The following is a 26500-nucleotide window of genomic DNA, read 5'->3' on the forward strand; positions in this document are numbered from 1 at the left end:
CGCCAGGACACGAACCATGGTTGAAATCGAACTCGACGGCAAGAAGGTAGAGGTCCAGGAAGGCAGCATGGTCATGCATGCTGCTGAAAAGGCCGGCACCTACATCCCGCATTTCTGCTACCACAAGAAGCTCTCCATCGCGGCCAACTGCCGCATGTGCCTCGTGGACGTGGAAAAGGCCCCGAAGCCCATGCCCGCCTGCGCGACCCCGGTCACGCAGGGCATGATCGTGCGCACCAAGAGCGAGAAAGCCATCAAGGCCCAGCAGGGCGTGATGGAGTTCCTGCTGATCAACCACCCGCTGGATTGCCCCATCTGCGACCAGGGCGGTGAGTGCCAGCTGCAGGATCTGGCCGTCGGCTACGGTGGCAGCAAGAGCCGCTACACCGAAGAGAAGCGCGTGGTCTTCCACAAGAACGTGGGCCCGCTGGTCTCGATGGAAGAGATGAGCCGGTGCATCCATTGCACCCGCTGCGTGCGCTTCGGCCAGGAGATCGCCGGCAAGATGGAACTGGGCATGGCCCACCGCGGCGAGCACAGCGAGATCCAGACCTTTGTGGGTCGCACGGTCGACTCCGAGCTGTCGGGCAACATGATCGACATCTGCCCGGTCGGCGCGCTGACCAGCAAGCCCTTCCGCTACAGCGCCCGCACCTGGGAACTGTCGCGCCGCAAGAGCGTGTCGCCGCATGACTCCACGGGCGCCAACCTGATCGTCCAGGTCAAGAACCACCAGGTCATGCGCGTCGTGCCGCTGGAGAACGAGGACGTCAACGAGTGCTGGATCGCCGACCGCGACCGCTTCTCGTACGAGGCCCTGAACAGCGAGCAGCGCCTCACCCAGCCCATGATCAAGCAGGGCGGCCAGTGGAAGGCCGTCGACTGGACCGTGGCGCTCGAGTACGTCGCCAACGGCCTGAAGTCCATCAAGGACCAGCACGGCGCCGGCAGCATCGCCGCCCTGGGTTCCGCCCACAGCACGGTGGAAGAGCTCTTCCTGCTGGGCCAGCTGGTCCGCGGCCTGGGCAGCCAGAGCATCGACCACCGCGTGCGCCATGCCGCCTTCGACAACACCGCCGCCGAGGGCCACGCCCGCTGGCTGGGCACGTCGATCGCGTCGCTGTCCACCCTGGACCGCGCCTTCGTCGTCGGCTCCTTCCTGCGCAAGGACCACCCGCTGTTCGCGCAGCGCCTGCGCCAGGCCGCCCGTCACGGCGCCCAGGTGTCGGCCCTGCACGGCACGGCTGAAGACTGGCTGCTGCCGGTCGCGAACCGCATCACCGCCGCACCGTCGGCCTGGGTGCAGGAACTGGCGAACGTCGCCGCCGCCATCGCTGCCGCCAAGGGCGTGAGCGCCCCGGCCGCCGGCAGCGCCACCGCCGAGGCGCAAGCCATCGCCAGCAGCCTGCTGGGCGGCACGCGCAAGGCCGTGCTGCTGGGCAATGCCGCCGCCGAGCATCCGCAGGCCGCCAGCCTGCTGAGCCTCGCGAACTGGATCGCCACCGAGACCGGCGCCACCGTCGGCTACCTGAGCGCCGCCGCCAACACGGTGGGTGCCCAGCTGGCCCGCGCGCTGCCGGGGCAGGGCGGTGCCAACGCCGGCGAGCTGCTCTCCAGCAAGCCTGCCAAGGCCCTGCTGCTGCTGAACATCGACCCGGCCCTGGACAGCGCCAACCCCGCCGCCGCGGTGAAGGCCGTCAACGCCGCCGAGATGGTCGTGGTGATGAGCCCCTTCAAGTCCGGCATGGACTACGCCGACGTGCTGCTGCCGACGGCCCCGTTCACCGAGACCTCCGGCTCCTTCGTCAACGCGGAAGGCCGCCTGCAAAGCTTCGTGGGCGTCGCCAAGGCCCTGGGCGAGACCCGTCCGGGCTGGAAGATCCTGCGTGTGCTGGGCAGCCTGCTGGGCCTGTCGGGCTTCGGCCAGGACAGCTCCGAGCAGGTCCGCAACGAGGCGCTGGGCGTGGACGCCGACCTGTCGAGCCGCCTGAGCAACGCCTCGGGCACCGCCGTGCAGTTTGGCAGCGCTGCCGCCATCGAGCGTCTCGCCGATGTGCCGATCTACGCGACCGACGCGCTGGTCCGCCACGCGACCTCGCTGCAGCTGACGACCGACGCGAAGAACGCCGCCGTGGCCCATGTGAGCCAGGCCCTGTGGGCCCAGCTGGGTCTCGCCGACGGCGCGGACGTGCAGGTCAGCCAGGACGGCGCCGGCTCCGCGCGCCTGAAGGCGAAGCTCGACGCCACGCTGCCCGCCAACGTGGTGCGCGTGCCCGCCGGCCTGCCGGAAACCGCCGCCCTGGGTGCCGCATTCGGCAGCCTGACCCTTGCCAAGGTGTGACGCGATGATCGAAAGCCTCTACCAATCCGGCGCCTCCCTGCTGGGCGCACTCTGGCCCGTGGTCTGGAGCCTGCTCAAGATCATCGCGGTCGTGGCACCGCTGATGCTCTGCGTGGCCTACCTGACCCTGTGGGAACGCAAGGCCATCGGCTGGTCCCAGATCCGTCCGGGTCCGAACCGCGTCGGCCCCTACGGCCTGCTGACCCCCATCGCCGATGCCGTGAAGCTGATCTTCAAGGAGATCATCCTCCCGAGCGCGGCCAACCGCGGGCTGTTCTTCCTCGGCCCGATCATGACCATCATGCCGGCCCTGGCCGCGTGGGCCGTCGTACCCTTCGGCCCGGATGCCGCCGTCGCGAACGTCAACGCCGGCCTGCTGTTCCTGATGGCCATCACCTCGCTCGAGGTGTACGGCGTGATCATCGCCGGCTGGGCCTCGAACTCGAAGTACGCCTTCCTGGGCGCGCTGCGCGCCTCGGCCCAGATGGTGTCCTACGAAATCGCCATGGGCTTCGCGCTCGTGGTGGTGCTGATGGTCACCGGCAGCATGAACATGACGGACATCGTCACCTCGCAGGAGAAGGGCACCTTCGCCTCGATGGGCGTGAACTTCCTGTCCTGGAACTGGCTGCCCCTGCTGCCCATCTTCGTCGTGTACTTCATCTCCGGCCTGGCCGAGACGAACCGCCACCCCTTCGACGTGGTCGAGGGCGAGTCGGAAATCGTGGCCGGTCACATGATCGAGTACTCCGGCATGTCCTTCGCCATGTTCTTCCTGGCCGAGTACGCCAACATGATCCTGGTGTCGGCCCTGGCCGTCGTCATGTTCCTGGGTGGCTGGAGCGCGCCGGTCTCCTTCAGCCTGTTCCACATGGACACGCCGCAGTTCTTCCAGAACACGATGGCCTTCTGGAACTGGTTCTGGCTGTTCGCCAAGACCTTCTTCGTCGTCACGATGTTCCTGTGGGTGCGCGCGACCTTCCCGCGCTTCCGCTATGACCAGATCATGCGTCTGGGCTGGAAGATCTTCATTCCCGTGACCTTGATCTGGCTGGTCGTCGTCGGCCTGTGGATCCAGTCGCCGCTGAACATCTGGAAGTAAGCCGCCATGGTCAAACACTTCATCAAGAGCTTCATGCTCACCGAGCTGTTCAAGGGCATGGCCCTGACCGGCCGTCATTTCCTGTCGCGCAACATCACCGTCCAGTTCCCGGAAGAGAAGACCCCGCTGTCGCCCCGCTTCCGTGGCCTGCACGCGCTGCGCCGCTACGAGAACGGCGAAGAGCGCTGCATCGCCTGCAAGCTCTGCGAGGCCGTGTGCCCGGCGATGGCCATCACCATCGAGTCGGATGTGCGTGAGGACGGCAGCCGCCGCACCACGCGCTACGACATCGACCTGACCAAGTGCATCTTCTGCGGCTTCTGCGAGGAGAGCTGCCCGGTGGACTCGATCGTCGAGACCGACATCTTCGAATACCACGGCGAAAAGCGCGGCGACCTGTACTTCACGAAGGACATGCTGCTGGCCGTGGGTGACCGCTACGAGAAGCAGATCGCAGCCAGCAAGGAGGCCGACGCCAAGTTCCGTTGACCCCTCGATCAGGGCGAGTACGCCCTGATCGGTCCCCCGAGGGGACGCCGAAGGCCGACGGCCTTCAGCCATCGACCTCCGCCTCGCGGCCGTCCTTGGGGCGGCCCGGCGGGCGGCCAAAAGGCGAATACCTCGGGTCAACGAATTTGTGGGAACACCATGGACATCACCACCGCACTGTTCTACCTCTTCTCAGCCGTGCTGCTGGGTTCCGCGTTCCGTGTGATCACGGCCAAGAGCACCGTGCATTCGGCGCTCTTCCTGATCCTGGCCTTCTTCAACGCCTCCTGCATCTGGATGCTGCTCAAGGCCGAGTTCCTGGCGATCACGCTGGTGCTGGTCTACATCGGCGCCGTGATGGTGCTGTTCCTGTTCGTCGTGATGATGCTGGACATCAACTCCGACCAGGTTCGCCAGGGCTTCTGGAAGCACATGCCGCTGGCCCTGCTGGTGGGCGCGCTGATCGCCCTGGAAATGGCCGCCGTGCTGATGCCGGGCTTCAACCTGACGGCCGCGCCTGAGCTGAGCGCCGAGGCGGCGAAGCTGGGCAACACCAAGATGCTGGGCATCCAGATCTACACGAACTACCTGTACCCGCTGCAGATCGCCGCCGTGCTGCTGCTGGTGGCCATCATCGCCGCCATCGCGCTGACGCTGCGCCGCCGCAAGGACAGCCGTTCGCAGGACCCGTCCGAGCAGGTCAAGGTCCAGAAGGCCGACCGTCTGCGCATCGTGAAGGTGCAGGCCACGGTCGAAGCCCCGTCCGCAGCAACGACCGCCGCCGCGGCCGACAACAAGGGAGCCGCATGATGGCAGCGCTGACTCTGGGCCATTTCCTGACGCTTGGCGCGATCCTGTTCGCGCTGTCGGTGATCGGCATCTTCCTGAATCGCAAGAACCTGATCGTGCTGCTGATGGCCATCGAGCTGATGCTGCTGGCGGTCAACCTGAACTTCGTGGCCTTCTCCCACTACCTGGGTGACATGGCCGGCCAGGTCTTCGTGTTCTTCATCCTGACCGTGGCGGCCGCCGAGTCCGCCATCGGCCTGGCCATCCTCGTCGTGCTGTTCCGCAATCGCGCCAGCATCAATGTGGAAGAACTCGACGCCCTGCAAGGCTGATCGGACACAAGGCACGGGATAACAAGATGTCTGCACAACTCTCTCAGAACATGCTGCTGGCGGTGCCCATGGCCCCCCTGGTCGGAGCCATCGTGGCCGGCCTGTTCGGCAAGCAAGTGGGCCGCAAGGGCGCGCACACCGTCACCATCCTCGGGGTGGCGATCGCCCTGGCGATCTCGGTGATGACGCTCTTCAGCGTGCTGGACGGCGCCCGCTTCAACCAGACCATCTACGAATGGATGGTGCTGGGCGGCCTCAAGATGGAAGTCGGCTTCCTGGTCGACGGCCTGACGGCCATGATGATGGTCGTGGTGACCTTCGTGTCGCTGATGGTGCACATCTACACCATCGGCTACATGGAGGAGGACCCCGGCTACCAGCGCTTCTTCTCCTACATCTCGCTGTTCACCTTCTCCATGCTGATGCTCGTCATGAGCAACAACATGCTGCAGCTGTTCTTCGGCTGGGAGGCGGTGGGCCTGGTGTCGTACCTGCTGATCGGCTTCTGGTACACCAAGCCGACGGCGATCTTCGCCAACATGAAGGCCTTCCTGGTGAACCGGGTCGGTGACTTCGGTTTCATCCTGGGCATCGGCCTGCTGGTGGCCTATGGCGGCTCGCTGAACTACACCGAGACCTTCGCCAAGGCGGGCGAGCTCGCGCAGATCAAGTTCCCGACCCCGCTGTGGGGCAGTGACTGGATGATGCTGACCGTGGCCTGCATCTGCCTGTTCATCGGGGCGATGGGCAAGTCGGCGCAGTTCCCGCTGCACGTGTGGCTGCCGGACTCGATGGAAGGCCCGACCCCCATCTCCGCGCTGATCCACGCCGCCACCATGGTGACGGCCGGCATCTTCATGGTCTCGCGCATGAGCCCGCTGTTCGAGCTCTCCGACACCGCACTGAACTTCATCATGGTGATCGGTGCCATCACGGCGCTGTTCATGGGCTTCCTGGGCATCATCCAGAACGACATCAAGCGTGTCGTGGCCTACTCGACGCTGTCGCAGCTGGGCTACATGACGGTCGCCCTGGGCGCCTCCGCCTACTCGGTCGCCGTGTTCCACCTGATGACGCACGCCTTCTTCAAGGCCCTGCTGTTCCTCGGCGCCGGCTCCGTGATCATCGGCATGCACCATGACCAGGACATCCGCAACATGGGCGGCCTGCGCAAGTACATGCCCATCACGTGGATCACCTCGCTGCTGGGTTCGCTGGCGCTGATCGGCACGCCGTTCTTCTCGGGCTTCTACTCGAAGGACTCGATCATCGAGGCCGTGCACGCCAGCCACCTGCCGGCCGCGCACTTCGCGTACGCCGCGGTGATCATCGGTGTCTTCGTGACGGCCTTCTACAGCTTCCGGATGTACTTCCTGGTCTTCCACGGCAAGGAGCACTTCCACCACAAGCCCTTCCCGGGTGAGCACGACCATCACGACGACCACGGCGCGCATCATGAGCCGCACGAGTCGCCCTGGGTGGTGACGGCACCGCTGGTGCTGCTGGCCATCCCCTCGGTGCTGATCGGCTTCTACACCATCGAGCCCATGCTCTTCGGCGACTTCTTCAAGGACGCCATCTTCATCAACCATGACGTGCACCACGCCATGGGCGAGCTGAAGGAAGAGTTCCACGGCGCCGTGGCCATGGCCACGCACGGCGTGAAGACGCTGCCGTTCTGGCTGGCGCTGGGCGGCGTGGTGACGGCCTATGTGTTCTACATGGTCGCTCCGCAGATCCCGGCCACCATCGCCCGCGTGCTGGCCCCGGTGATCAAGGTGCTCGAGAACAAGTACTACATGGACTGGATCAACGAGAACATCCTCGCTGCCGCAGCCCGCGCCATCGGCGTGGGCCTGTGGAAGGGCGGGGATGCCGGTCTGATCGACGGCGTGATCATCAATGGATCGGCCAAGACCGTGGGCGGCATTGCCGGCCTGGTCCGCCGCGTCCAGACGGGTCACCTGTACTGGTACGCCCTGGTGATGATCCTGGGTGTCATCGGCCTGATGACCTGGCAGCTGTGGCCGTTCATCGCGCCTCAGTTCAAGGCCCTGACCGGTCTCTGAGCACGGAGACGGAGAAAAAGAATGTTGCTGAGTCTTTCCATCTGGATGCCCATCGTCAGCGGACTGATCCTGCTGGCCCTGGGCCGCGACGACCAGGCCAAGACGGTGCGCTGGCTGGCCCTGGTCGCCGCCATCGCGAGCTTTGCCGTCACCCTCCCGCTCATCACCGGCTTCAAGGTCGACACGGCTGCCATGCAGTTCGTGGAGAACTTCTACTGGATCGAGCGTTTCAACATCCACTACCACCTCGGCGTGGATGGCATCTCCATGTGGTTCGTGCCGCTCACGGCCTTCATCACCATCATCGTGGTGCTGGCGGCCTGGGAGGTCATCGAGAACCGCGTCAACCAGTACATGGGCGCCTTCCTGGTGCTGTCCGGCCTGATGGTCGGCGTGTTCTCGGCGCTGGACGGGATGCTGTTCTACGTGTTCTTCGAGGCGACCCTGATCCCGATGTACATCATCATCGGCGTCTGGGGCGGCCCGCGCCGGGTCTATGCGGCCTTCAAGTTCTTCCTGTACACGCTGGCCGGCTCGCTGCTGATGCTGATCGCGCTGATCTACCTGTACCTGAAGAGCGGCGGCAGCTTCGACATCCAGACCTGGCACAAGCTGCCGCTGCCGATCGATGCGCAGACCCTGCTGTTCTTCGCCTTCTTCGCCGCCTTCTCGGTGAAGGTGCCGATGTGGCCGGTGCACACCTGGCTGCCGGACGCCCACGTGGAAGCGCCGACCGGCGGTTCCGTGGTGCTGGCCGCCATCATGCTGAAGCTGGGGGCCTACGGCTTCCTGCGCTTCTCCATGCCCATCGCGCCGGACGCCGCGCGTGAGTACGCCTGGTTCATCATCGCGCTGTCGCTGATCGCCGTCGTGTACATCGGCCTCGTGGCCCTGGTCCAGAAGGACATGAAGAAGCTGGTGGCCTACTCGTCCATCGCGCACATGGGCTTCGTGACCCTGGGCTTCTTCATCTTCAACGAGCTGGGCGTCTCGGGCGCCCTCGTGCAGATGATCTCGCACGGCTTCGTGTCGGGCGCCATGTTCCTGTCGATCGGCGTGCTGTACGACCGCGTGCATTCGCGTGAGATCTCGGCCTATGGCGGCGTGGTCAACACCATGCCCAAGTTCGCGGCCTTCGCGCTGCTGTTCGCCATGGCCAACTGCGGCCTGCCGGCCACCGGCGGCTTCGTGGGCGAGTGGATGGTCATCCTCGGCACGGTGAAGTACAGCTTCTGGCTGGGCGCCATCGCCGCCACCGCCCTGGTGTTCGGTGCGGCCTACACCCTGTGGATGTACAAGCGCGTCTACTTCGGTGCCGTCACCAATGACAACGTCCGTGGCCTGACCGACATCAACGGCCGCGAGTTCCTGATGCTGGCGGTGCTGGCCGTGGCCGTGCTGTGGATGGGTGTCTATCCCAAGCCCTTCACCGATGTGATGCACGTCTCGGTCACCGAGCTGCTGAAGCACGTGGCCGTGTCCAAGCTGCAATAAGAGGGCCGCTGAAAAATGAACGACATGAACTGGAATGCGGTGACCCCGGAGATCCTGCTGCTGGGCCTGTCCTGCCTGGTGGCGCTCGTGGACCTCTTCGTCAAGGATGAGCGTCGCACCCCGACCTACTGGCTGACGCAGGCCAGCCTGGCGCTGGTGTCCGTGCTGCACTTCAACGCCTTCTTCGGCGGCGCCGAGGTGTACGCCATGCAGGGCATGGTGGTGGTCGATCCGATGAGCCACCTGCTGGCGGCCTTTGCCGGCGTGGCCACCATGATCACGCTGGTCTACGCGCGCCCCTATGCCGAGCCTCGCGAGATGCTCAAGGGCGAGCTCTTCACGCTGAGCCTGCTGGCCTATCTGGGCGTGAGCATCATGGTCTCGGCCAACAACTTCCTGGTCATCTACCTCGGCCTGGAACTGATGAGCCTGTCGCTGTATGCGCTGGTGGCCCTGCGCCGTGACCACGCCATCTCGACCGAAGCCGCGATGAAGTACTTCGTCCTGGGCGCGCTGGCCAGCGGTTTCCTGCTGTACGGCATGTCCATGATGTACGGGGCCACCGGTTCGCTGCACATCCCGACGGTGTTCCAGGTGATCCATGCGGGCGCCCCGAACCCCTCCGTGCTGGTCTTCGGCGTGGTGTTCATCGTCGCTGGCCTGGCCTTCAAGCTCGGCGCCGCGCCGTTCCACATGTGGGTGCCTGACGTCTACCAGGGCGCGCCCACGGCCGCGACGCTGCTGATCGGCGGCGCCCCCAAGCTGGCGGCCTTCGGCATCACCGTGCGCCTGCTGGTCGACGGCCTGCTGGACCGCGCCGTGGACTGGCAGCAGATGCTGCTGGTGCTGGCCGTGGTCTCGCTGGTGATCGGCAACCTCGCCGCCATCGCCCAGAGCAACCTCAAGCGCATGCTGGCCTACTCGACCATCGCGCAGATGGGCTTCATGCTGCTGGGCCTGGCCTCCGGCGTGGTCAACGGCAACACGCTGTCGGCGGCCAACGCCTACAGCTCGGCGCTGTTCTACGTGATCACCTATGTCCTGACCACGCTGGGCACCTTCGGCCTGATCATGCTGATGGCCCGCCAGGGTCACGAGGCCGAGCAGATTGCCGACTTCGCCGGCCTGGCCAAGCGCAGCCCCTGGTATGCGCTGGTGATGACGATCTTCATGTTCTCGCTCGCCGGCATCCCGCCGACCGCTGGCTTCTACGCCAAGCTGGCCGTGCTGCAGGCCATGGTCGCCACCAACGATCCGCTGTACATCAAGCTGGCCATCGGTGCCGTGCTGCTGTCGCTGATCGGTGCGTTCTACTACCTGCGCGTCATCAAGGTCATGTTCTTCGACGAGCCGTCCGAGCGCGGCGCCCTGAGCGCCCCGGCCGACGCCCGTCTGGTCATGTCCCTGAACGGCATCGCCGTGCTCCTGTTCGGTCTGATGCCGGACGGCCTGCTGACGATGTGCGTCCTCGCCGTGCGCACGCTGGCGAACTGAGCGCCTGATCGATGAACCAGTCCGCGGCCACCTGGCTGGTGCTGCTGGTGGCCGTGCTGGCCGCCAACGCGCCGTTCCTGAGCCAGCGCATCCTGCTCGTCGGGCGGCGCGATGCCGGCAAGTCCGGCTGGTGGCGGCTTCTTGAGCTGCTGCTCGCCGCGCTGCTGACCCTGGCCGTGGGCTTCGCCCTCGAGGCCCGTGCCGGGCAGCGTCAGCCGCAGGGCTGGGAGTTCTACGCGGCGGCGGCCTGCCTCTTCCTGACCCTGGCCTTCCCAGGCTTCGTCTGGCGCTACCTCAAGCGTCACCGCGATGAAGCCTGACAGCGCCGCGCCAGGGTTGCCCGCGGCCGACGACCGCGACGCGGGCCTGGTCGAGACCCGCCTGCGAGGCGAGGAGGTCTTCCACGGCCGCTTCCTCAAGGTGCAGTGCGACACCGTGCGCCTGCCCGGTGGCCGCGAGGCCACCCGTGAATTCATCCGCCACCCCGGCGCCGTGATGGTCGTGCCGCTGCTGCGGGACGGCCGCCTGCTGCTCGAGCGCCAGTACCGCCACCCGATGGGGCAGGTGATGCTGGAGTTCCCGGCGGGCAAGCTCGATCCGCAGGAATCGCCGCTGGCCTGCGGGCGGCGCGAGCTGCGCGAGGAGACCGGCTACCGTGCCCGCGAGTGGGCCTATGCCGGCGTGCTCCACAACGCCATCGCCTACTCCGACGAGGCCATCCACATCCTCTTCGCCCGGGACCTCATCGAGGGCCCGGCGGCGCTGGACGAGGGCGAGTTCGTCGAGTGCCTGTCCATGAGCGTCGAGGAACTCGATGCCGCCTGCCGCGACGGCCGTGTGACGGACGCCAAGACGCTGATCGGCCTGCTCTGGCTGCAGCGCTGGCAGCAGGGCGCCTGGCCGCTGGCGTGGCAGGCCGGCGAGGCCTGACGCCTCTGCTGAGCTCCCATGCTGGTGCTGAACCTGGCCTGCGCTGCGGGTCATCTCTTCGAAGGCTGGTTCGCGTCGGGCGACGACTGCGAGTCCCAGCAGCGCCGCGGCCTGCTCAGCTGCCCGCTGTGCGGCAGTCAGCAGGTCGAGCGGCGCCCGAGCGCGCCACGCCTGAACGTCTCCCATCTGCGCGCGGAGAAGGCCGGGCAGGGCGCTGCGCCGGCACCGGGGTCCCGGCCGCCTGAGGCGCCGTCCGGCCCGATGGCCGCGGGCACGTCCGCCGGCCCGTCCCCCCATCTGGCGGGGCCGGCGCCCCTCCCCATGCCGCCCAGCGGGGCCGTCACGTCCGAGGCCGCTGCCGAGCACGCCCTGCAGCAGCTGCAGGCCCGCTACCTCCAGGTGGCGCGGGCGCTGGCCCGGTCCGCCGAGGATGTGGGAGAGCGCTTTGCCGAGGAAGCCCGCCGCATCCACCAGGGCGACGCCGAAGACCGGGCGATCCGGGGGCAGAGCACGCCGCAGGAAGTCCGCGAGCTGCTGGACGAAGGCATCCCGCTGCTGCCGCTGATCCTGCCGGAAGGCGCCGACGGCGACCTGCACTGAGCCGCCACGCCGCGACCGCCTGAGGTCCGCCGGCGAACCACGCGTGCCTGCCGTCTGTCGATTCGTCGCATGGGCGCGACGCTGGGCGAACACCTGAGGCACCATGACCAGCGGATGTAACCCCAGGCGGCCCTATGCTCCGCCGATTGACCTTTCGCAAGCCATCATGACCTCGAACAAGACGCGCTTCCCCCTGACGAGCCGCCCGCTGGCGCTGCTCGTGCTCGCCGCCGCCGCCCTGACCGCCTGCGGCAAGGGTCCCAAGGGCGACGCCCCCAAGGCGGCCGCCGCCGCGCCCCTGGTGCTCGCCTCCGAAGACGTGCTCGAGATGGGCCTGAGCGAGCACGCGAACGGTCCGGTCATCACCGGCACCATCCAGCCCGAGCGCAAGGCCGACCTGCGTGCCGAGGTCTCGGCCGTGGTGCTGCAGGTGCTGAAGGAGAACGGCGAGGCCGTGCGCAAGGGCGACCTGATCGTGCGCCTGGACGACACGGCCATCCGCGACAGCCTGGCCTCCGCCGAGGAAGCCGCCCGCGCGTCGGCCCAGAGCTTCGAGCAGGCCGAGCGCCAGTTGCAGCGCCAGAAGACGCTGCAGGGCCAGGGCATGACCTCCATGCAGGGGCTGGAGGACGCCGAGGTCCGCCGCAACAACGCCCAGAGCGATCTCGTCGCCGCACGGGCCCGCGTCGTCACCGCACGCCAGCAACTGCAGCGCACCGAGGTGCGCGCGCCTTTCGACGGCATCGTGAGCGAGCGCAAGGTGTCTCCCGGGGATACCGCCCAGATCGGCAAGGAGCTGGTCAAGGTGATCGACCCGCGCAGCCTGCGCTTCGAGGGCCTGGTGACGGCGGACCGCATGTCGGAGCTGAAGCTCGGCCAGAAGGTCTTCTTCCGCGTCAACGGCTATGCGCAATCCGACTTCGAGGGCAAGGTGCGCCGCATCGCGCCGGCCGCCAATGCCGCCACCCGCCAGGTGGAACTGCTGGTGGACTTCGCCGGCGCCCAGCAGCCGGGCGTGGCCGGGCTGTACGCGGAAGGCCGGGTGCAGACGCAGACCTCCAGCGCACTGATGCTCACCGACGGCGCCCTGCAGCGCGAGGGTGACAAGGCCTTCGCATGGCGCGTCGATGGCAGCAAGCTGGCCCGCACGGCGCTGAAGCTGGGTGCCCGGGACGAGCGCCTGGGGCAGTACGTGGTCGAGTCCGGCCTGAAGGCAGGCGACCTGGTCCTGCGCCACCCGGGCAGCGCCCTGCAGGACGGCCAGGCCCTGGAGCTGAAGCGGGCTGCCGCCCCGGCGCCGACGGCCTCCGCCCCGGCCAGCGCGGCCTCGGGCCAGTGATCGGCCCCCGCCAGGAGACCTGAGCCATGTTGCTGTCGAATTTTTCGGTCAAGAAGCCGATCGCGATGATCGTGATCATCATCGGCTTGATGGCCATGGGCCTGCTGGCCCTGTCCAAGCTGCGCGTCAACCAGATCCCGGACGTCGAGCAGCCGCTGCTCGTCGTGGGCATCTCCTATCCCGGCGCCTCGCCGGAGACGGCGGAGCGCGAGATCATCAACCGCATCGAGAAGTCGCTGCAGAGCATCTCCGGCGTGACCGAGGTGCGCTCCACGGCAAGCGAGGGCTACGCCCAGCTGCTGCTGATCTTCAACTTCAACAAGAACATGATCGAGGCGGCCGACGAGGTCCGCAATGCGATCGCGGCGGTGCGGCACAAGCTGCCCACGGAAATGCGCGAGCCCGTGCTCCAGCGCATCGACCCCTCCGCCCAGCCCATCATGCAGATGGCGCTGTCCTCCAGCAGCCAGAGCCATGCGGAGATCTCGCGCCTGGCCGAGGACACGCTGGCCGACCGCTTCCGCGCCATCTCCGGCGTGGCCACGGTGGGCGTGAACGGCTCGCTCAAGCGCGAACTGTCGGTGCTGCTGAATGCGCAGAAGCTGCGTGAGTTCAACGTGTCGGTGACCGAGGTCGTCAACGCGCTGCGCACGCAGAACACCAGCGCCCCCGTGGGCAAGGTGCGCGGCCAGATGGAGGACCAGAGCATCCGCCTGCTGGGCCGCATCGAGTCGCCGGTCGAGTTCAACCAGATCGTGGTGAAGCGCAGCGGCGGCGAGCTCGTGCGCCTCGGCCAGGTCGCCACCGTGCAGGACGGCTTCGCGGAGCAGACGGGCCTGTCCGTGCGGGACGGCAAGCCCAACGTCGGCATCACGGTCACCCGCACGCGGGACGCGTCCACCGTCAACGTCGCCAATGCCGTGCGCAAGCTGGTCGACGAGATCAACAAGACCCTGCCCAAGGGCAGCAAGCTGGAGGTCACGCAGGATGGCGGCAAGGACGCCCAGGACAGCCTGAACAACGTGATCCACGCGCTGGTGTTCGGCGCGGGCCTGACCATCTTCGTGGTCTATGCCTTCCTGAACTCCTGGCGCTCGACGCTCATCACGGCCCTGAGCCTGCCCACCTCGGTGGTCGCGGCCTTCATCGCCGTGTGGCTGTGCGGCTTCACGCTGAACTTCATGAGCCTGCTGGGGCTGTCGCTGGCCATCGGCGTGCTGATCGACGACGCCATCGTGGTGCGCGAGAACATCGTGCGCCACATGGAACGCGGCGCCGACCGCCGCACCGCGGCGCTCAACGGCACGGCGGAGATCGGCCTGGCCGTGGCCGCCACCACCTTCTCCATCGTCGCCGTGTTCATCCCCGTGGCCTTCATGCCCGGCGTGTCCGGCGAATGGTTCCGCCCCTTCGGCCTGACCGTCGTGGCCTCGGTGCTGGTGAGCCTGTTCATCTCCTTCACGCTCGATCCGATGCTCTCGGCCTTCTGGGGCGACCCTCCGGGCCACCACCAGGCGCCCAAGCACGGGATCTCGAAGGTCCTGGAGCGCTTCAACATCTGGTTCGACCATCAGGCGGACCGCTACGGCCGCGTGATCGCCTGGGCGCTGCATCACCGCCGCTGGATGGCCTTCTTCGCCTTCAGCAGCTTCGTGGTGGCCATCGTGCTGCAGAGCAAGTTCGGCGGCTCGAGCTTCCTGCCGGCCTCCGACTACGGCACCATCGCCATCGAGGTCCGCACGCCGGCCTCGTCGAGCCTGGAGTACGCCCGCCTGAAGATGGCCGCCGGCTCGGCCGCCGCGGCCCAGCTGCCCGAGTTCCAGCACGCCAACTCCTATGTGAACCCGAGCGGCGGCCGCATCTACGTCGACATCGGCAAGAAGAGCACCCGCAAGCGTGACGCCGCTGCCATCGCGGCCGACCTGCGCGAGCGCGTGGCCCGTCTCGTCGGTGCCGAGTACGTGGTGCTGGACGACCTCAACAACGGGGCGCAGAAGCCGGTGCAGATCCGCTTCTCCGGCGCTGACTCGCGCAAGCTCATGGAGATCACGACGGACTACATGGCCAAGCTGCGCAATGTGCCGGGCGCCGTGGACGTGAGCCTGTCCGAGCAGGACCCGCAGGACGAGCTGCAGATCGAGCTCAACCGGGGTCTGGCGAACTCGCTCGGCATCTCCGTGGGCGATGCCGCCACCGCCCTGCGCGTGGCCTTCGCCGGCGTCGAGGTGGGCGACTGGGTGGATCCGAGCGGCGAGACGCGGGACGTCTCGATCCGGCTGCAGCCCTCGGACCGCGTGGACGCCAGCAACATCGAGCGCCTGCCCATCGCCGTCAGCGGCACGGGCCTGATGGTGCCGCTGGAGCAGATCGCCGACGTGACCATGGGCAAGGGCCCCGCCAAGATCCAGCACGCCGACGGCAAGCGCATGATCTCGGTGTCTGCCAACGCCCACGGCCGCTCGCCCGGCGAGGTGACGGCCGATGCCAAGAAGCTGGCCCAGTCCATCAACTTCCCGCCCGGCTACGGCATCGAGCTGGCCGGCGCGTCCAAGGACCAGCAGGAGGTGTTCAGCGCCATGGGCATCGCCCTGGTGTCGGGCATCGGCCTGATGTACCTGATCCTCGTGATGCAGTTCGGCAGCTTCACCGCGCCGATGGGCGTGATGCTGTCCCTGCCGCTGTCGCTGATCGGCGTGGTCGTGGCGCTGCTGCTGACCGGGGGCACGCTGAACCTGATGAGCTTCATCGGCATCATCATGCTGGCGGGCCTCGTGGCGAAGAACGCCATCCTGCTGCTGGATGCCGCGCGCCAGGAAGAGGCGGCCGGCGTGCCGCGCGAGGAGGCCCTGATGCATGCGGGCCGCAAGCGGTTCCGCCCCATCCTGATGACGACCTTCGCGCTGATCGCCGGCATGCTGCCGGTGGCCATCGGCGTGGGCGAGGGCGGCGAGTTCTACCGTCCGATGGCCGTGGCCATCATCGGCGGCACGATCACCTCGACCTTCCTCACGCTGCTGATGGTGCCGAGCTTCTACGACAGCATCGAGATCATGCGCGACAGCTTCTTCCGCAAGTTCCGTGAGCGCGAGGCCCGCTGGAACACCGCGGTCGCCGTGCTGCTCAACGGCGGCGAGGTGCTGGCCTTCCTGACGCTGGTGCGCTTCGCCTACCGTCTCGTGATGCGCGGCGTGAACCGCGTGCGCCTCGGCCGCGCGCCGGCCGCCGTCTGACCGCTTCGCGGGGGGAGCGCCCCTGAACGAGAAAGCCCGGCAGTGCCGGGCTTTTTTCATGGGCGACGGAGCAGCCGGCCCGGGTTCATCAGGCCCAGGGGATCCAGCGCCTGCTTGAGGGTCTGCATGAGGCGCAGCGCCACCGGATCCTTGCTGTCGGCCAGCTGCTCGCGCTTGAGCTGACCGATGCCGTGCTCGGCGGAGATCGACCCGCCGCGCTGCAGCACCCGGTCGTAGACGAGCGCATTGATCGCCGGCTCCTGCTCGCGCAGGAAGGCGGCCGGGTCCTGGCCCTCGGGCGCCTGCACGTTGAAGTGCAGATTGCCGTCGCCGAGGTGCCCGAAGCACACGAGGCGCACACCGGGGCAGTGCGCCTGCAGGGCGGCCTCGCAGTCCTTCACGAAGGCGGGAATGGCCGAGATGGGCAGCGCGATGTCGTGCTTGATGTTGAGGCCTTCCTCGCTTTGCGCCAGCGGGATGCTCTCGCGCAGGTGCCAGAGCTGCTGCGCCTGCGCGAGCGACTGCGCGACGGCGGCATCCACGGCCTCGCCCGCCTCGAGGGCATCGCCGAGCAGGCGCTCCAGCAGCAGCCGGGCATGGGCCTCGTCCTCGTGATCGGAGAGCTCCAGCAAGACCGCCCAGGGGGCGCCGGCATCGTCGGGCAGCGGCTGGGGAATCTGAGGGAAGTGGCGCTGCACCAGGCGCAGGCAGGCGCGGCTGATCAGCTCAAAGCCCGTCAGCGTGGCGCCTGCGCCTGCGCGGGCCCGGCCCAGCAGCGCCAGGGCGGCGTCGAGCGTGGGACAGGCCGCCAGGGCCGTCATCGTGGCCCGCGGTGCGGGGAACAGCTTCAGCGTGGCCGCCGTGATGACGCCCAGCGTGCCTTCGCTGCCGATGAAGAGGTCACGCAGGTCGTAGCCGGTGTTGTCCTTGCGCAGGCCGCAGAGGCCGTGCCACACCTCGCCCTGCGGCGTGACCACCTCCAGGCCGAGGCACAGCTCGCGGGCATTTCCATAGCGCAGCACCTGCGTGCCGCCGGCATTGGTGGCGAGATTGCCGCCGATGGTGCAGCTGCCCTCGGCCCCGAGACTCAGCGGAAACAGCAGCCCCGCCGCGCCGGCCGCCGCCTGGACCTCGGCCAGCAGGCAGCCGGCTTCGGCGCACAGGGTGAGGTTGTCGCGATCGACCTGGCGGACCTGCCGCAGCCGGCGCAGGGACAGCAGCAGCTGCCGGCCGCTGCCGTCCGGCACGCCGCCGCCCACGAGGCCGGTGTTGCCGCCCTGGGGCACCAGGCTCACGCGGTGTTCGGCACACAGGCGGACCAGCGCTGCCACCTCGGCGGGGGTGCCAGGTCTTGCCACCGCCAGCGCGCGGCCGGCGTAGCGCTTGCGCCAGTCCAGCTCGTAGGCCTCGAGCCCGTCCCCCGTCAGCAGCTGATCGGCGCCGAGGAGCTGGCGCGCCCGGTCGAGAAAGCCCGCATCGCCCGGGGCGGACATTCAGGCCTCCGCGGCGTTGGCCCGACGTGCCGCCGCCAGCCGCTGGCGCACCTGCATCGAGCAGGCCACGAAGATCAGCACCCCCAGCAGCACCTCCAGGACGGCAAGCCCCACGGACAGCCCGCGGTCACTGGTGGCACGCACCAGGCCCTCGGCCACGTACAGCCACACCAGCAGGCTCAGCCAGCGGAAGGTGTAGAGCCGGTAGCGCCACAAGCCGGCCAGCGGGACCAGCAAGGGCAGGGCTTTGATGGCCAGCGTGCCGCGGCCCACGGGGGCCAGCCACAGCTCCCACGCCAGGCACAGCACGAAGAGCGCCAGCAGCGCGCCGAAGGCCAGATTGCGGGACAGGGCCTCCTCGCGGCTGGGCTCGGTGCGCGCGGTGGGAGGCAGGGGTGCGGTGGGATGGCTTGACATGGCTGGCATCATAGCCAGATGAGTGAAGAGAGCCGTCACAACGACCGCCGCGCCGAGGGAAGCGGCAGCTACAACCCCATCGCCCTGTTCCACGAGTTCGTCAACGAGCTCGTCAGCTGGCCCTGGATGCAGACGCTGCAGACCTTCAAGGTGCGTTTCAAGGAAGAGCGCCTGGGCCTCACGGCGGGCAGCCTGACCTTCACCACGCTGATCTCGCTCGTGCCGCTGCTGACGGTGATGCTGGCCCTGTTCACCGCCTTCCCGATGTTCTCGGCCTTCCAGGTGGCACTGGAGAAGTACTTCCTCAAGAGCCTGATCCCGCCGAACATCGCCAAGCCGGTGCTGGCCTCCCTGACGCAGTTCGCGGCCAAGGCCAACAAGCTGGGCGTAGTCGGCCTGATCGCGCTGGGCTTCTCGGCCAGCGCGATGATGCTGACCATCGACCGCACGCTCAATGCCATCTGGCGCGTGAAGAAGCCGCGGCCCATCGCCCAGCGGGTGCTGGTGTACTGGGCGGCCATGACGCTGTGCCCGCTGCTGCTGGGCGGCAGCCTCACGCTCACCAGCTACGCCATCTCGTCCGGCCAGGGCCTGGTGGACAAGCTGCCCCAGGGCCTGTCCGTGGTGCTCAACAGCATGGATGTGGTGGTGCTGGCCGCGGCCATGGCCGCGCTTTTCCACTACGTGCCGAACACGCATGTGCGCTGGCGGCACGCCATCCTCGGCGGCGTCTTCGTGGCCATCGCCTTCACGCTGGCCAAGGGCGTGCTGGCCTGGTATGTGAAGCAGGTGCCGACCTTCTCCACGCTCTACGGCGCCTTTGCCACGGTGCCCATCTTCCTGATCTGGATCTACGTGGCCTGGGCCATCGTGCTGCTGGGCGCGATCCTGGCCGCGAACGCGCCGGCCCTCACGCACAAGATGCTGCGCCGCCACGACGCGCCGGGCCTGGCGTTCGAGCTGGCCTTGGAAATCATCCGCGAGCTGCGCCGCGCGCGCGACGCGGGGGAGGGCGGGGCCAGCAGCCTGGGCCTCGCCACGGCCCTGCGCGTGGACGCCCTGCAGCTCGAACCCGTGGTGGACACGCTGATCGCCATGAGTCTGGTCGGCCGCCTGGAGGAAGCGGGCGCCCAGCGCCTGACCTTGTTGTGCGAGCCGACCCACACGCCCGCCGGGCCGCTGATCAAGGAGCTGCTGGCCGAGCACTCCGAGTCGCTGGCCCTGCTGTGGGCGCGCAGCGACTGGACGCGGGTGCGCCTGTCCGAGCTGCTTTGAGCGGGTCTGGGGCGGCGTCCGTCAGGGGTGGATGACCACCAGCAGCGCCGTCGCGGCCTGCTTGCCCGTGTTGCGGATGGCGTGCGGGCCATCGACGGCGTAGCGCGCCGTCTCGCCCGTCTTGAGCTTCTGGGTGGTGTTGCCGGCCGAGATCTCCAGCTGACCCGCCAGCACGCTCAGGTGCTCGCGCGAGCCGGGCTCATGCGCGCCTGATTCCAGCGCGCCGCCGGGCTGCACGGTCAGCTCGTACCACTCGAACTGGCCGGCCATGTCGATGGGGCCGAGGATGCGCAGCAGGCACTTGCCGTCCGGGCTGCTCATGCCGGGAATGCCATGCGCCGGCACCACCTCGATGGCCGGCGCGGCCGGCTTCTCGCCGCCCAGCAGCTCCGAGAGCTCCACCCGGAGCGCATTCGCCAGACGCCAGACCACCGCGACGGTGGGATTGGCCTGGTTTCTCTCGATCTGCGAGAGCATGCTCTTGCTCACGCCCGCCCGGCGCGAGAGCTCGTCCAGCGACAGGCCCTGGGCCTGGCGCAGCGCCTGCAGGGTGGCGCCGACGCGCGGCGGTTCGAGGCTGTCAGGATGCGGGACGGACATGGAGCGACCTTCAGAGATGCCGGTTGTGCGAGTTCGTTCACTTGACCCTGGGATGCATTTCCCAGATACTGCACGAAAGTTCGATATAGTGAACTGAATTCGATTTAACGGATTGTGCCCCAGGAGACCGAACATGGCCAATGCTGAAGACTTCTACGCCCACCTGCGCCACGAGCTGCAGTCCATCCGCGAAGCCGGCCTGTTCAAGAGCGAGCGCGTCATCACGAGCCACCAGGGCGCCGTGGTGCAGACGAACGATGGCCGCGAGGTCATCAACCTCTGCGCCAACAACTACCTGGGCCTGTCCTCCCACCCGCAGGTGATCGAGGCGGCCCACGAAGCGCTGCGCAGCCATGGCTACGGCCTCTCCAGCGTTCGATTCATCTGCGGCACGCAGGACATCCACAAGACGCTGGAACAGCGCATCGCGCGCTTCCTGGGCACCGAGGACACCATCCTCTACGCCGCGGCCTTTGACGCCAACGGCGGCCTCTTCGAGCCCCTGCTGGGCGAGCAGGACGCCATCATCAGCGACGAGCTCAACCACGCCTCCATCATCGACGGCATCCGCCTGTGCAAGGCCAAGCGCTTCCGCTACAAGCACAACGACCTCGCCGACCTCGAGGCCCAGCTGCAGGCCGCCGAAGCCGCCGGCGCCCGTTTCAAGCTGGTCTTCACCGACGGTGTCTTCTCCATGGACGGCACCATCGCCCAGCTGGACAAGATCCGCGAGCTCTGCGACCGCTACGGCGCGCTGCTGGGCATCGATGAATGCCATGCCAGCGGCTTCCTGGGCAAGACCGGCCGCGGCACGCACGAGCATCGCGGCGTCTTCGGCAAGATCGACATCATCACCGGCACCCTGGGCAAGGCCCTGGGGGGCGCGTCGGGCGGCTTCACCACCGGTCGCAAGGAAGTGATCGAGCTGCTGCGCCAGCGCTCGCGCCCCTACCTGTTCTCCAACACCGTGGCGCCCAGCATCGTGGGCGGCTCCATCGCCGTGCTGGACATCCTGGAAGGCTCGACCGCGCTGCGCGACAAGCTCGAGGCCAACACGGCCTACTTCCGCGAGGCCATCCAGGCCGCCGGCTTCGAGATCAAGCCGGGCACGCACCCCATCACGCCCATCATGGTCTACGACGCCGTCAAGGCGCAGCAGCTGAGCGCCCGCCTGCTGGAGCTGGGCGTCTACGCCGTCGGCTTCTTCTTCCCCGTGGTGCCCAAGGGCCAGGCGCGCATCCGCGTGCAGATCTCGGCCGTGCATGAGCGCCACCACCTGGAGCAGGCCGTTGCCGCGTTCACGCAGGCCGGCCGCGAGCTGGGCCTCATTCCGGCCTGACGCCCGCCCCATCTCCGTTCCCGCCCCACAGAAAGAGCTGCCCCATGAGCCGCCAAACCAAGATCCTCATCATCGGCGCCAATGGCCAGATCGGCACCGAGCTGGCCCAGGAGCTGGCCCTGCGCCACGGCAACGCCAACGTCATCACCAGCGACCTCGCGCCCGAGGGCCGCGTGAAGTCGCTGACGCACGAGATGCTGGATGCGACTGACGGCGCGGCCGTCGCCGCGGCGGTCAAACGCCACGATATCACGCAGATCTACCTGCTGGCGGCGGCGCTCTCGGCCACCGGCGAGAAGCACCCGATGTGGGCCTGGGATCTCAACATGAAGGGCCTGCTCAATGTGCTGGAGCTGGCCCGCACGCAGAAGCTCGATCGCATCTTCTGGCCGAGCTCCATCGCGGCCTTCGGCCCCAGCACGCCGGCCGTGATGACGCCGCAGAGCACGGTCATGGACCCGACCACGGTCTACGGCATCTCCAAGCAGGCCGGCGAGCGCTGGTGTGCCTGGTACCACGCCAAGCACGGCGTGGACGTGCGAAGCCTGCGCTACCCGGGCCTGATCAGCTACAAGACCCCGCCCGGCGGCGGCACCACCGACTACGCCGTGGACATCTTCCACAGCGCGCTCAAGACCGGCACCTACAGCTGCTTCCTGGAGGAGGGTCAGGCCTTGCCCATGATGTACATGCCCGACGCCCTGCGCGCCACCATCGAGCTGATGGAGGCCCCGGCCGAGGCCATCACGGAGCGCGGTTCCTACAACCTGGCCGGCTGCAGCTTCACCCCGGCCGAGATCGCCGCGGAGATCCGCCGCCGCATTCCCGGCTTCGAGATCAGCTACGCGCCCGACTTCCGCCAGCAGATCGCCGCCAGCTGGCCGCAGTCCATCGATGACAGCGTGGCCCGCCGCGACTGGGGCTGGAAGCCGCAGTTCGACCTCTCGGCCATGGTCGATGACATGCTCGTCAACCTGAAGCCGCTGCTGCAGGCCTGAACCGGTCGCCGTGGCACACGGCGATCCCGGCGGCGTGCAGGGCTGCTCGCCGCCGGGGCGGCGCTGCTGCTAAGCTGGCCCCATGGGCCAACGTCTGTGGATCTGCGGTACCGACGATCGACTGCCCCGTCGCGCCTCGCGCGGCACGGTGCCGTGCCTGCTGTGGGCCGCGCTGCTGGCCCTGCCAGCGCTGGCCGAAGAGCCCGCGACGAAGCCGCCGGAGAAGCCCGAGGAACTGCGCTACCTGCTGGGCCTGCGCATCTCCAGCGGGCCGGAATATCCCGGCGCCCGCCGCCAGGCGCAAGGCCTGACCCCCTTGTGGGCCCTCTACTGGGGCCGCTGGCGCTTCACCACGGCCGGCACCGGCGCCATGATGGGCTTCGGCTCCGAAGCCGCCAGCCCCGGACCCGGCGCCTCGCGCGACTGGCTGCGCGGCGAGCACTGGAAGCTGGGGGTCGGCCTGCGCATCGACAGCGGCCGCGACAGCGACAAGTCCGAGATCACCCAAGGCCTGCCCGATGTGCCGCGCACCCTGCGAGGACGCGTGAACCTGCAGGTCGAGCTCGACCCGAAGTGGACCCTCAGCGCGGCCTGGTCACCCGACCTGCTGAACCGACGGGGCGGCGCCGAGCTGAGCGTGGACCTCGGGCGCAGCCTCTACCGCAGCCGCCATGCCTCGCTCACGCTGGGGCTGGGCCTCTCGGCCTCGGACCGCCGTCATCTGCAGAGCTATTTCGGCGTGCCCGAGGGCAGCGAGGCCGCGCAGCGGCTGGGCCGCTCCTACGAGCCGGGTACGGGGCTGACCGGCGCCTCCGTCAACCTCAGCTACCTGCAGGCGCTGACCCCGCGCTGGGTGCTGGTGGCCAGCTGGACCGAAGGACGGCTGCTGGATGCGGCGGCCGCCAGTCCCATCGTGGAGACGACGCGCCAGCGCAGCGCTTCGATCGGGCTGGCCTACCGGAACTGAGTCCGGGGCCGGCGGGCCTCTCAGAAGGGAAGGCGGCCCGTCCAGATCTCGAAGTACATGCGCCAGTCGCCCATGAAGCTCCACAGGGGGCGGCGGAAGCTCGCGGGGCGGTTCTTCTCGAAGACGAAGTGACCGATCCAGGCGAAGCCGTAGCCGCACAGCAGCCCGGCCACGAGCCATGCCCATTGCCCGGTGACGAGCAGCGCACCCAGGCACAGCAGCGCGAGGCTGGAGCCGAGGAAGTGCAGGCGCCGGCACGTCCGGTTGGCGTGCTCGCCGAGGTAGAAGGGATAGAACTCGGCGAAGCTGCGGATCGAGGCGAGGGCGTCGGTGGCCATGGCGACTCCTGCGGTCACAAAGGGTGGCCCATTGAACGCCGGCCGGCGGCGCCGCGCCATCGGGGGCAGCCATGAGGGGCTGTCACGCCGGTGACGCCCCCCCGGGCTCGCCTCCTCAGCCCAGCCGGGCGGGCTGCAATGCGGCTTGCAGCGCTGCCAGCACGGTGTCCGGCGCCTCGGCCATCATCGAATGCCCCGCCTCGGGAATGCGGTGGACCGTGGCCTTCAGGGCCTGCACCAGCGCCTGCGCCTGCTTCGGCGAGGTCATGACGTCGCGATCCGCGGCGAGCACATGGCTGGGGCAACGGACGCGCGCCGCGGCCTCGAGCCCGCCGGCGTAGCGGTCGCAGACCTGGAAGTCGTGGAGGAAGAGATTGGCCTCGCTCGACGTCGACTGGATGCGGCGCATCAGCGCGAGATTGCCGCCATGCAGCCAGCTGCCCGGGCCGGGATAGCCGGGCTTGGCGGACTGGGTGCTGTGCGAGAAGACATTGACCATCGCCATGGCCTTCTCGGGCGCCGTGGCGGCCGTGGTGAGCAGGGCCTCCGACACCTTCATCGGGAAGGCCGTGCCCAGCAGCAGCAGGTGCGTGGCGCGCTCGGGCGCCTGCGCGGCGGCCTCCAGCGCGATCAGCGAGCCCATGCTGTGGCCGGCCAGTGCCGCCTGGGTCACGCCGGCCGTGGTCAGCAGGTCCAGCAGCCAGGCGCCGGCGGCCTCGACGCTGGGCAGGGCGGGGCCGGCGCTGCGGCCGTGCCCGGGCAGGTCCACGGCCAGCACGCCGTAGCCGTGATGGGCGAACCAGCGCGCCAGCAGCGTGAAGACGCTGTGGTCATGCAGGGCGCCATGGACGAAGACGAGGCAGGGCAGGGCGGGGTCGAAGGCGCGCCCGCCGGTGTAGGCATAGGCCTCGCGGCCTTGAACGTTCAGTTGCATGGCGTGGCGCTCACTTCGAGGCGATCTTCAGGGCGGTCTTGAGGTCGGCGATCAGATCGTCCGCGTCCTCCAGGCCGATGGACAGGCGGATGGTGCCCGGCGTGATGCCGGCCTGCGCCAAGGCGGCGTCGTCCATGCGGAAGTGCGTGGTGCTGGCCGGGTGGATCACCAGCGAGCGGCAGTCGCCCACATTGGCCAGGTGGGAGAAGATCTTGAGGCTCTCGATGAAGCGGCGGCCTTGCTCGCGCGTGCCCGCGAGGTCGAAGCTGAAGACCGCACCGGCGCCCTTGGGCATCAGCTGCCGGGCGAGCGCATGGCCCGGATGCGAGGCCAGGCCCGGATAGGCCACGCGCGTCACCTGCGGCTGCGCCGCGAGGAACTCGGCGACCTTCTGCGCATTGGCCACATGCCGTTCCATGCGCAGGGACAGCGTCTCCAGCCCTTGCAGCATCAGCCAGGCGGTGTGGGGGCTCATGCAGGCGCCGAAGTCTCGCAGGCCCTCGCGCCGGGCGCGCAGCAGGAAGGCACCGGTCGTGCTCTCCTCGGTGAAGACCATGCCGTGGAAGCCATCGTAGGGTTCGCACAGCTCGGCGAAGCGGGCCTGGCCCGCGGCCTTGCTGCGCTCGTACGCGGCCTGCCAGTCGAAGTGGCCACTGTCCACCAGCACGCCGCCGACGACGGTGCCGTGCCCGCACAGGAACTTGGTGGCGGAATGGAAGACCAGGTCCGCGCCGTGCTGCAGCGGCCTCAGCAGGGCCGGTGGCGTCAGCGTCGCATCCACCAGCAGCGGCAGCCCTGCCTCGTGGGCGATGGCGGCCACGCCGGGGATGTCCAGCACGTCCATGCCGGGGTTGCCGAGCGTCTCGCCGAAGAGCAGGCGTGTGTCGGGGCGGATGGCCGCGCGCCAGGCGTCGAGGTCATCGGGGCGCACGAAGGTGGTGCGGATGCCGAAGCGCTGGAGCGTGTAGTGCAGCAGGTTGTGGGAGCCGCCGTACAGCGCGCTCGACGCGACCACATGGCTGCCCGCCGGCGCAAGGGTGCTGATCGCCAGGAACAGCGCCGCCTGCCCGCTGGCCGTGGCGATGGCACCCGCGCCGCCCTCGAGCGCGGCCATGCGCTCCTCGAAGACCGCCGTGGTCGGGTTGGAGATGCGCGAGTAGACATGCCCCGCGCGCTCCATGTTGAAGAGCGAGGCCGCGTGCGCCGCGCTCTCGAAGACGAAGGACGTGCTGAGGTGCAGCGGGACGGCCCGGGCGCCGGTGCTGGGGTCGGGTGCCGCCCCGGCGTGCAGGGCCAGGGTGTCGAAGCCGGGATCGCCGTAGCCAGACATCGGTTCTGCCTTTCGTGGTTTCAGGATGCCGGCATTGTGTGCTATGTTGGACGCAATTTCGCCAACCCAGATTCGCCCGCCTGTCGAGGAGAAAACACATGAAAGTCGCCGACATCCTGCGCGTCAAGGGCAATGCCCTCTTCACCGTGCCGCCGGACCAACCCCTGGCAGAGGCCCTTGCCACGATGGCCGAGCGCGACATGGGTTCGCTGGTCGTCATGGAGTTCGGCGAACTGGTGGGCATGCTGACCTTCCGCGAGGTGATCGCCGCCGTGGTGCGCAATGGCGGCACCGTGGGCACCAGCCTCGTCCGCTCCGTGATGGACGACCACCCGCTGACCTGCACCCCCGAGACGGAGATCGATGAAGTCCGCCGCATGATGCTCGGCCGCCATGCCCGTTACATGCCGGTGCTCAATGGCCGCCAGCTGATGGGCGTGATCTCCTTCTACGACGTCGCCAAGGCCGTGGTGGACAGCCAGGACTTCGAGAACCGCATGCTCAAGGCCTACATCCGCGACTGGCCGGTCGAGGAGGAAGGCACTTCGCACGAGCCGAAGCTTTGAGCCGTTGATCGCCAAGCCCCCGGGGCCGCGCGGC

General features: G+C 68.3%; 24 protein-coding genes. 18 read left to right on the plus strand and 6 right to left on the minus strand.

The window, feature by feature from the left end:
• The first annotated feature begins 16 nt into the window (after positions 1-16).
• The 13 genes from nuoG to QRD43_RS16315 all read left to right on the plus strand — a co-directional run bounded on the left by nuoG (position 17) and on the right by QRD43_RS16315 (position 16209).
• Positions 17-2341, plus strand: coding sequence for an NADH-quinone oxidoreductase subunit NuoG (gene nuoG / locus QRD43_RS16255; RefSeq protein ID WP_285983540.1), 2325 nt, complete (start codon positions 17-19; stop codon positions 2339-2341).
• Positions 2342-2345: 4 nt separating this feature from the next.
• Complete coding sequence (gene nuoH, locus QRD43_RS16260; RefSeq protein ID WP_285983541.1) at positions 2346-3443, plus strand: NADH-quinone oxidoreductase subunit NuoH; 1098 nt, start codon at positions 2346-2348, stop codon at positions 3441-3443.
• Between the two features lie 6 nt (positions 3444-3449).
• On the plus strand, positions 3450-3932 hold the full coding sequence (gene nuoI, locus QRD43_RS16265; RefSeq protein ID WP_285983542.1) for an NADH-quinone oxidoreductase subunit NuoI: 483 nt from the start codon (positions 3450-3452) through the stop codon (positions 3930-3932).
• 159 nt (positions 3933-4091) lie between these two features.
• Positions 4092-4742 (plus strand): NADH-quinone oxidoreductase subunit J, encoded by a 651-nt coding sequence (locus QRD43_RS16270; RefSeq protein WP_285983543.1) that lies wholly within the window; start codon positions 4092-4094, stop codon positions 4740-4742.
• Positions 4742-5053 (plus strand): NADH-quinone oxidoreductase subunit NuoK, encoded by a 312-nt coding sequence (nuoK, locus tag QRD43_RS16275; protein ID WP_183104610.1) that lies wholly within the window; start codon positions 4742-4744, stop codon positions 5051-5053. Before QRD43_RS16270 ends, nuoK begins: the two co-directional genes overlap by 1 nt.
• Positions 5054-5079: 26 nt before the next feature.
• Positions 5080-7122, plus strand: a complete 2043-nt coding sequence (gene nuoL, locus QRD43_RS16280; RefSeq protein ID WP_285983544.1) for an NADH-quinone oxidoreductase subunit L — start codon at positions 5080-5082, stop codon at positions 7120-7122.
• A gap of 21 nt (positions 7123-7143) precedes the next feature.
• Complete coding sequence (locus QRD43_RS16285; RefSeq protein ID WP_285983545.1) at positions 7144-8616, plus strand: NADH-quinone oxidoreductase subunit M; 1473 nt, start codon at positions 7144-7146, stop codon at positions 8614-8616.
• 15 nt (positions 8617-8631) lie between these two features.
• Complete coding sequence (gene nuoN, locus QRD43_RS16290) at positions 8632-10110, plus strand: NADH-quinone oxidoreductase subunit NuoN (protein WP_285983546.1); 1479 nt, start codon at positions 8632-8634, stop codon at positions 10108-10110.
• A gap of 11 nt (positions 10111-10121) precedes the next feature.
• Complete coding sequence (locus QRD43_RS16295) at positions 10122-10430, plus strand: DUF2818 family protein (RefSeq protein ID WP_285983547.1); 309 nt, start codon at positions 10122-10124, stop codon at positions 10428-10430.
• Positions 10420-11040 (plus strand): NUDIX domain-containing protein, encoded by a 621-nt coding sequence (locus tag QRD43_RS16300; RefSeq protein WP_285983548.1) that lies wholly within the window; start codon positions 10420-10422, stop codon positions 11038-11040. Before QRD43_RS16295 ends, QRD43_RS16300 begins: the two co-directional genes overlap by 11 nt.
• 18 nt (positions 11041-11058) lie before the next feature.
• Positions 11059-11640 carry a DUF1178 family protein gene (locus tag QRD43_RS16305; protein WP_285983549.1) on the plus strand — a complete coding sequence of 194 codons (582 nt, stop codon included), beginning with the start codon at positions 11059-11061 and terminating at the stop codon, positions 11638-11640.
• A 166-nt stretch (positions 11641-11806) separates the two neighbouring features.
• Entirely contained in the window at positions 11807-12979 is a 1173-nt protein-coding gene (locus tag QRD43_RS16310; protein ID WP_285983550.1) for an efflux RND transporter periplasmic adaptor subunit, read from the plus strand.
• Between the two features lie 26 nt (positions 12980-13005).
• Positions 13006-16209 (plus strand): efflux RND transporter permease subunit, encoded by a 3204-nt coding sequence (locus QRD43_RS16315; protein WP_285983551.1) that lies wholly within the window; start codon positions 13006-13008, stop codon positions 16207-16209.
• Between the two features lie 56 nt (positions 16210-16265).
• On the opposite strand, the gene QRD43_RS16320 is transcribed toward QRD43_RS16315, so the two are convergent.
• The gene (locus QRD43_RS16320; RefSeq protein WP_285983552.1) at positions 16266-17702 is read right to left on the minus strand and encodes an FAD-binding oxidoreductase; all 1437 of its coding nucleotides are present in this window, start codon (positions 17700-17702) and stop codon (positions 16266-16268) included.
• Positions 17703-18128 (minus strand): DUF2069 domain-containing protein, encoded by a 426-nt coding sequence (locus QRD43_RS16325; protein ID WP_434063897.1) that lies wholly within the window; start codon positions 18126-18128, stop codon positions 17703-17705.
• A gap of 9 nt (positions 18129-18137) precedes the next feature.
• On the opposite strand from QRD43_RS16325, the gene QRD43_RS16330 reads away from it, so the two are divergent.
• The gene (locus tag QRD43_RS16330) at positions 18138-19394 is read left to right on the plus strand and encodes a YihY family inner membrane protein (protein ID WP_285983554.1); all 1257 of its coding nucleotides are present in this window, start codon (positions 18138-18140) and stop codon (positions 19392-19394) included.
• 21 nt (positions 19395-19415) lie between these two features.
• On the opposite strand, the gene QRD43_RS16335 is transcribed toward QRD43_RS16330, so the two are convergent.
• The gene (locus QRD43_RS16335) at positions 19416-19994 is read right to left on the minus strand and encodes a helix-turn-helix domain-containing protein (RefSeq protein ID WP_285983555.1); all 579 of its coding nucleotides are present in this window, start codon (positions 19992-19994) and stop codon (positions 19416-19418) included.
• A 133-nt stretch (positions 19995-20127) separates the two neighbouring features.
• Here QRD43_RS16335 and kbl point away from each other — a divergent pair, with 133 nt between their 5' ends.
• The 3 genes from kbl (at position 20128) to QRD43_RS16350 (ending at position 23298) form a co-directional block, all read left to right on the plus strand.
• Positions 20128-21333, plus strand: a complete 1206-nt coding sequence (gene kbl / locus QRD43_RS16340; RefSeq protein ID WP_285983556.1) for a glycine C-acetyltransferase — start codon at positions 20128-20130, stop codon at positions 21331-21333.
• Between the two features lie 44 nt (positions 21334-21377).
• On the plus strand, positions 21378-22331 hold the full coding sequence (locus QRD43_RS16345; RefSeq protein ID WP_285983557.1) for an NAD-dependent epimerase/dehydratase family protein: 954 nt from the start codon (positions 21378-21380) through the stop codon (positions 22329-22331).
• Positions 22332-22413: 82 nt separating this feature from the next.
• Positions 22414-23298, plus strand: a complete 885-nt coding sequence (locus QRD43_RS16350) for a MipA/OmpV family protein (RefSeq protein WP_285983558.1) — start codon at positions 22414-22416, stop codon at positions 23296-23298.
• A gap of 20 nt (positions 23299-23318) precedes the next feature.
• On the opposite strand, the gene QRD43_RS16355 is transcribed toward QRD43_RS16350, so the two are convergent.
• From QRD43_RS16355 to QRD43_RS16365, 3 genes are all read right to left on the minus strand, one after another.
• The gene (locus tag QRD43_RS16355; protein ID WP_285983559.1) at positions 23319-23636 is read right to left on the minus strand and encodes an Mpo1-like protein; all 318 of its coding nucleotides are present in this window, start codon (positions 23634-23636) and stop codon (positions 23319-23321) included.
• 115 nt (positions 23637-23751) lie between these two features.
• Positions 23752-24570 carry an alpha/beta fold hydrolase gene (locus QRD43_RS16360; RefSeq protein WP_285983560.1) on the minus strand — a complete coding sequence of 273 codons (819 nt, stop codon included), beginning with the start codon at positions 24568-24570 and terminating at the stop codon, positions 23752-23754.
• Positions 24571-24580: 10 nt separating this feature from the next.
• The gene (locus tag QRD43_RS16365) at positions 24581-25900 is read right to left on the minus strand and encodes an O-acetylhomoserine aminocarboxypropyltransferase (RefSeq protein ID WP_285983561.1); all 1320 of its coding nucleotides are present in this window, start codon (positions 25898-25900) and stop codon (positions 24581-24583) included.
• Between the two features lie 98 nt (positions 25901-25998).
• Here QRD43_RS16365 and QRD43_RS16370 point away from each other — a divergent pair, with 98 nt between their 5' ends.
• Positions 25999-26466, plus strand: coding sequence for a CBS domain-containing protein (locus QRD43_RS16370; protein ID WP_285983562.1), 468 nt, complete (start codon positions 25999-26001; stop codon positions 26464-26466).
• Positions 26467-26500: the final 34 nt, after the last annotated feature.

Source organism: Roseateles subflavus, from assembly GCF_030285365.1.
Lineage (GTDB): Bacteria > Pseudomonadota > Gammaproteobacteria > Burkholderiales > Burkholderiaceae_C > Roseateles_B > Roseateles_B subflavus.

Coding starts and splice junctions, on each gene's coding strand:
- nuoG (WP_285983540.1), top strand. CDS start 17: ATGGTTGAAATCGAACTCGACGGCAAGAAGGTAGAGGTCCAGGAAGGC.
- nuoH (WP_285983541.1), top strand. CDS start 2,346: ATGATCGAAAGCCTCTACCAATCCGGCGCCTCCCTGCTGGGCGCACTC.
- nuoI (WP_285983542.1), top strand. CDS start 3,450: ATGGTCAAACACTTCATCAAGAGCTTCATGCTCACCGAGCTGTTCAAG.
- QRD43_RS16270 (WP_285983543.1), top strand. CDS start 4,092: ATGGACATCACCACCGCACTGTTCTACCTCTTCTCAGCCGTGCTGCTG.
- nuoK (WP_183104610.1), top strand. CDS start 4,742: ATGGCAGCGCTGACTCTGGGCCATTTCCTGACGCTTGGCGCGATCCTG.
- nuoL (WP_285983544.1), top strand. CDS start 5,080: ATGTCTGCACAACTCTCTCAGAACATGCTGCTGGCGGTGCCCATGGCC.
- QRD43_RS16285 (WP_285983545.1), top strand. CDS start 7,144: ATGTTGCTGAGTCTTTCCATCTGGATGCCCATCGTCAGCGGACTGATC.
- nuoN (WP_285983546.1), top strand. CDS start 8,632: ATGAACGACATGAACTGGAATGCGGTGACCCCGGAGATCCTGCTGCTG.
- QRD43_RS16295 (WP_285983547.1), top strand. CDS start 10,122: ATGAACCAGTCCGCGGCCACCTGGCTGGTGCTGCTGGTGGCCGTGCTG.
- QRD43_RS16300 (WP_285983548.1), top strand. CDS start 10,420: ATGAAGCCTGACAGCGCCGCGCCAGGGTTGCCCGCGGCCGACGACCGC.
- QRD43_RS16305 (WP_285983549.1), top strand. CDS start 11,059: ATGCTGGTGCTGAACCTGGCCTGCGCTGCGGGTCATCTCTTCGAAGGC.
- QRD43_RS16310 (WP_285983550.1), top strand. CDS start 11,807: ATGACCTCGAACAAGACGCGCTTCCCCCTGACGAGCCGCCCGCTGGCG.
- QRD43_RS16315 (WP_285983551.1), top strand. CDS start 13,006: ATGTTGCTGTCGAATTTTTCGGTCAAGAAGCCGATCGCGATGATCGTG.
- QRD43_RS16320 (WP_285983552.1), bottom strand. CDS start 17,702: ATGTCCGCCCCGGGCGATGCGGGCTTTCTCGACCGGGCGCGCCAGCTC.
- QRD43_RS16325 (WP_434063897.1), bottom strand. CDS start 18,128: ATGCCAGCCATGTCAAGCCATCCCACCGCACCCCTGCCTCCCACCGCG.
- QRD43_RS16330 (WP_285983554.1), top strand. CDS start 18,138: ATGAGTGAAGAGAGCCGTCACAACGACCGCCGCGCCGAGGGAAGCGGC.
- QRD43_RS16335 (WP_285983555.1), bottom strand. CDS start 19,994: ATGTCCGTCCCGCATCCTGACAGCCTCGAACCGCCGCGCGTCGGCGCC.
- kbl (WP_285983556.1), top strand. CDS start 20,128: ATGGCCAATGCTGAAGACTTCTACGCCCACCTGCGCCACGAGCTGCAG.
- QRD43_RS16345 (WP_285983557.1), top strand. CDS start 21,378: ATGAGCCGCCAAACCAAGATCCTCATCATCGGCGCCAATGGCCAGATC.
- QRD43_RS16350 (WP_285983558.1), top strand. CDS start 22,414: ATGGGCCAACGTCTGTGGATCTGCGGTACCGACGATCGACTGCCCCGT.
- QRD43_RS16355 (WP_285983559.1), bottom strand. CDS start 23,636: ATGGCCACCGACGCCCTCGCCTCGATCCGCAGCTTCGCCGAGTTCTAT.
- QRD43_RS16360 (WP_285983560.1), bottom strand. CDS start 24,570: ATGCAACTGAACGTTCAAGGCCGCGAGGCCTATGCCTACACCGGCGGG.
- QRD43_RS16365 (WP_285983561.1), bottom strand. CDS start 25,900: ATGTCTGGCTACGGCGATCCCGGCTTCGACACCCTGGCCCTGCACGCC.
- QRD43_RS16370 (WP_285983562.1), top strand. CDS start 25,999: ATGAAAGTCGCCGACATCCTGCGCGTCAAGGGCAATGCCCTCTTCACC.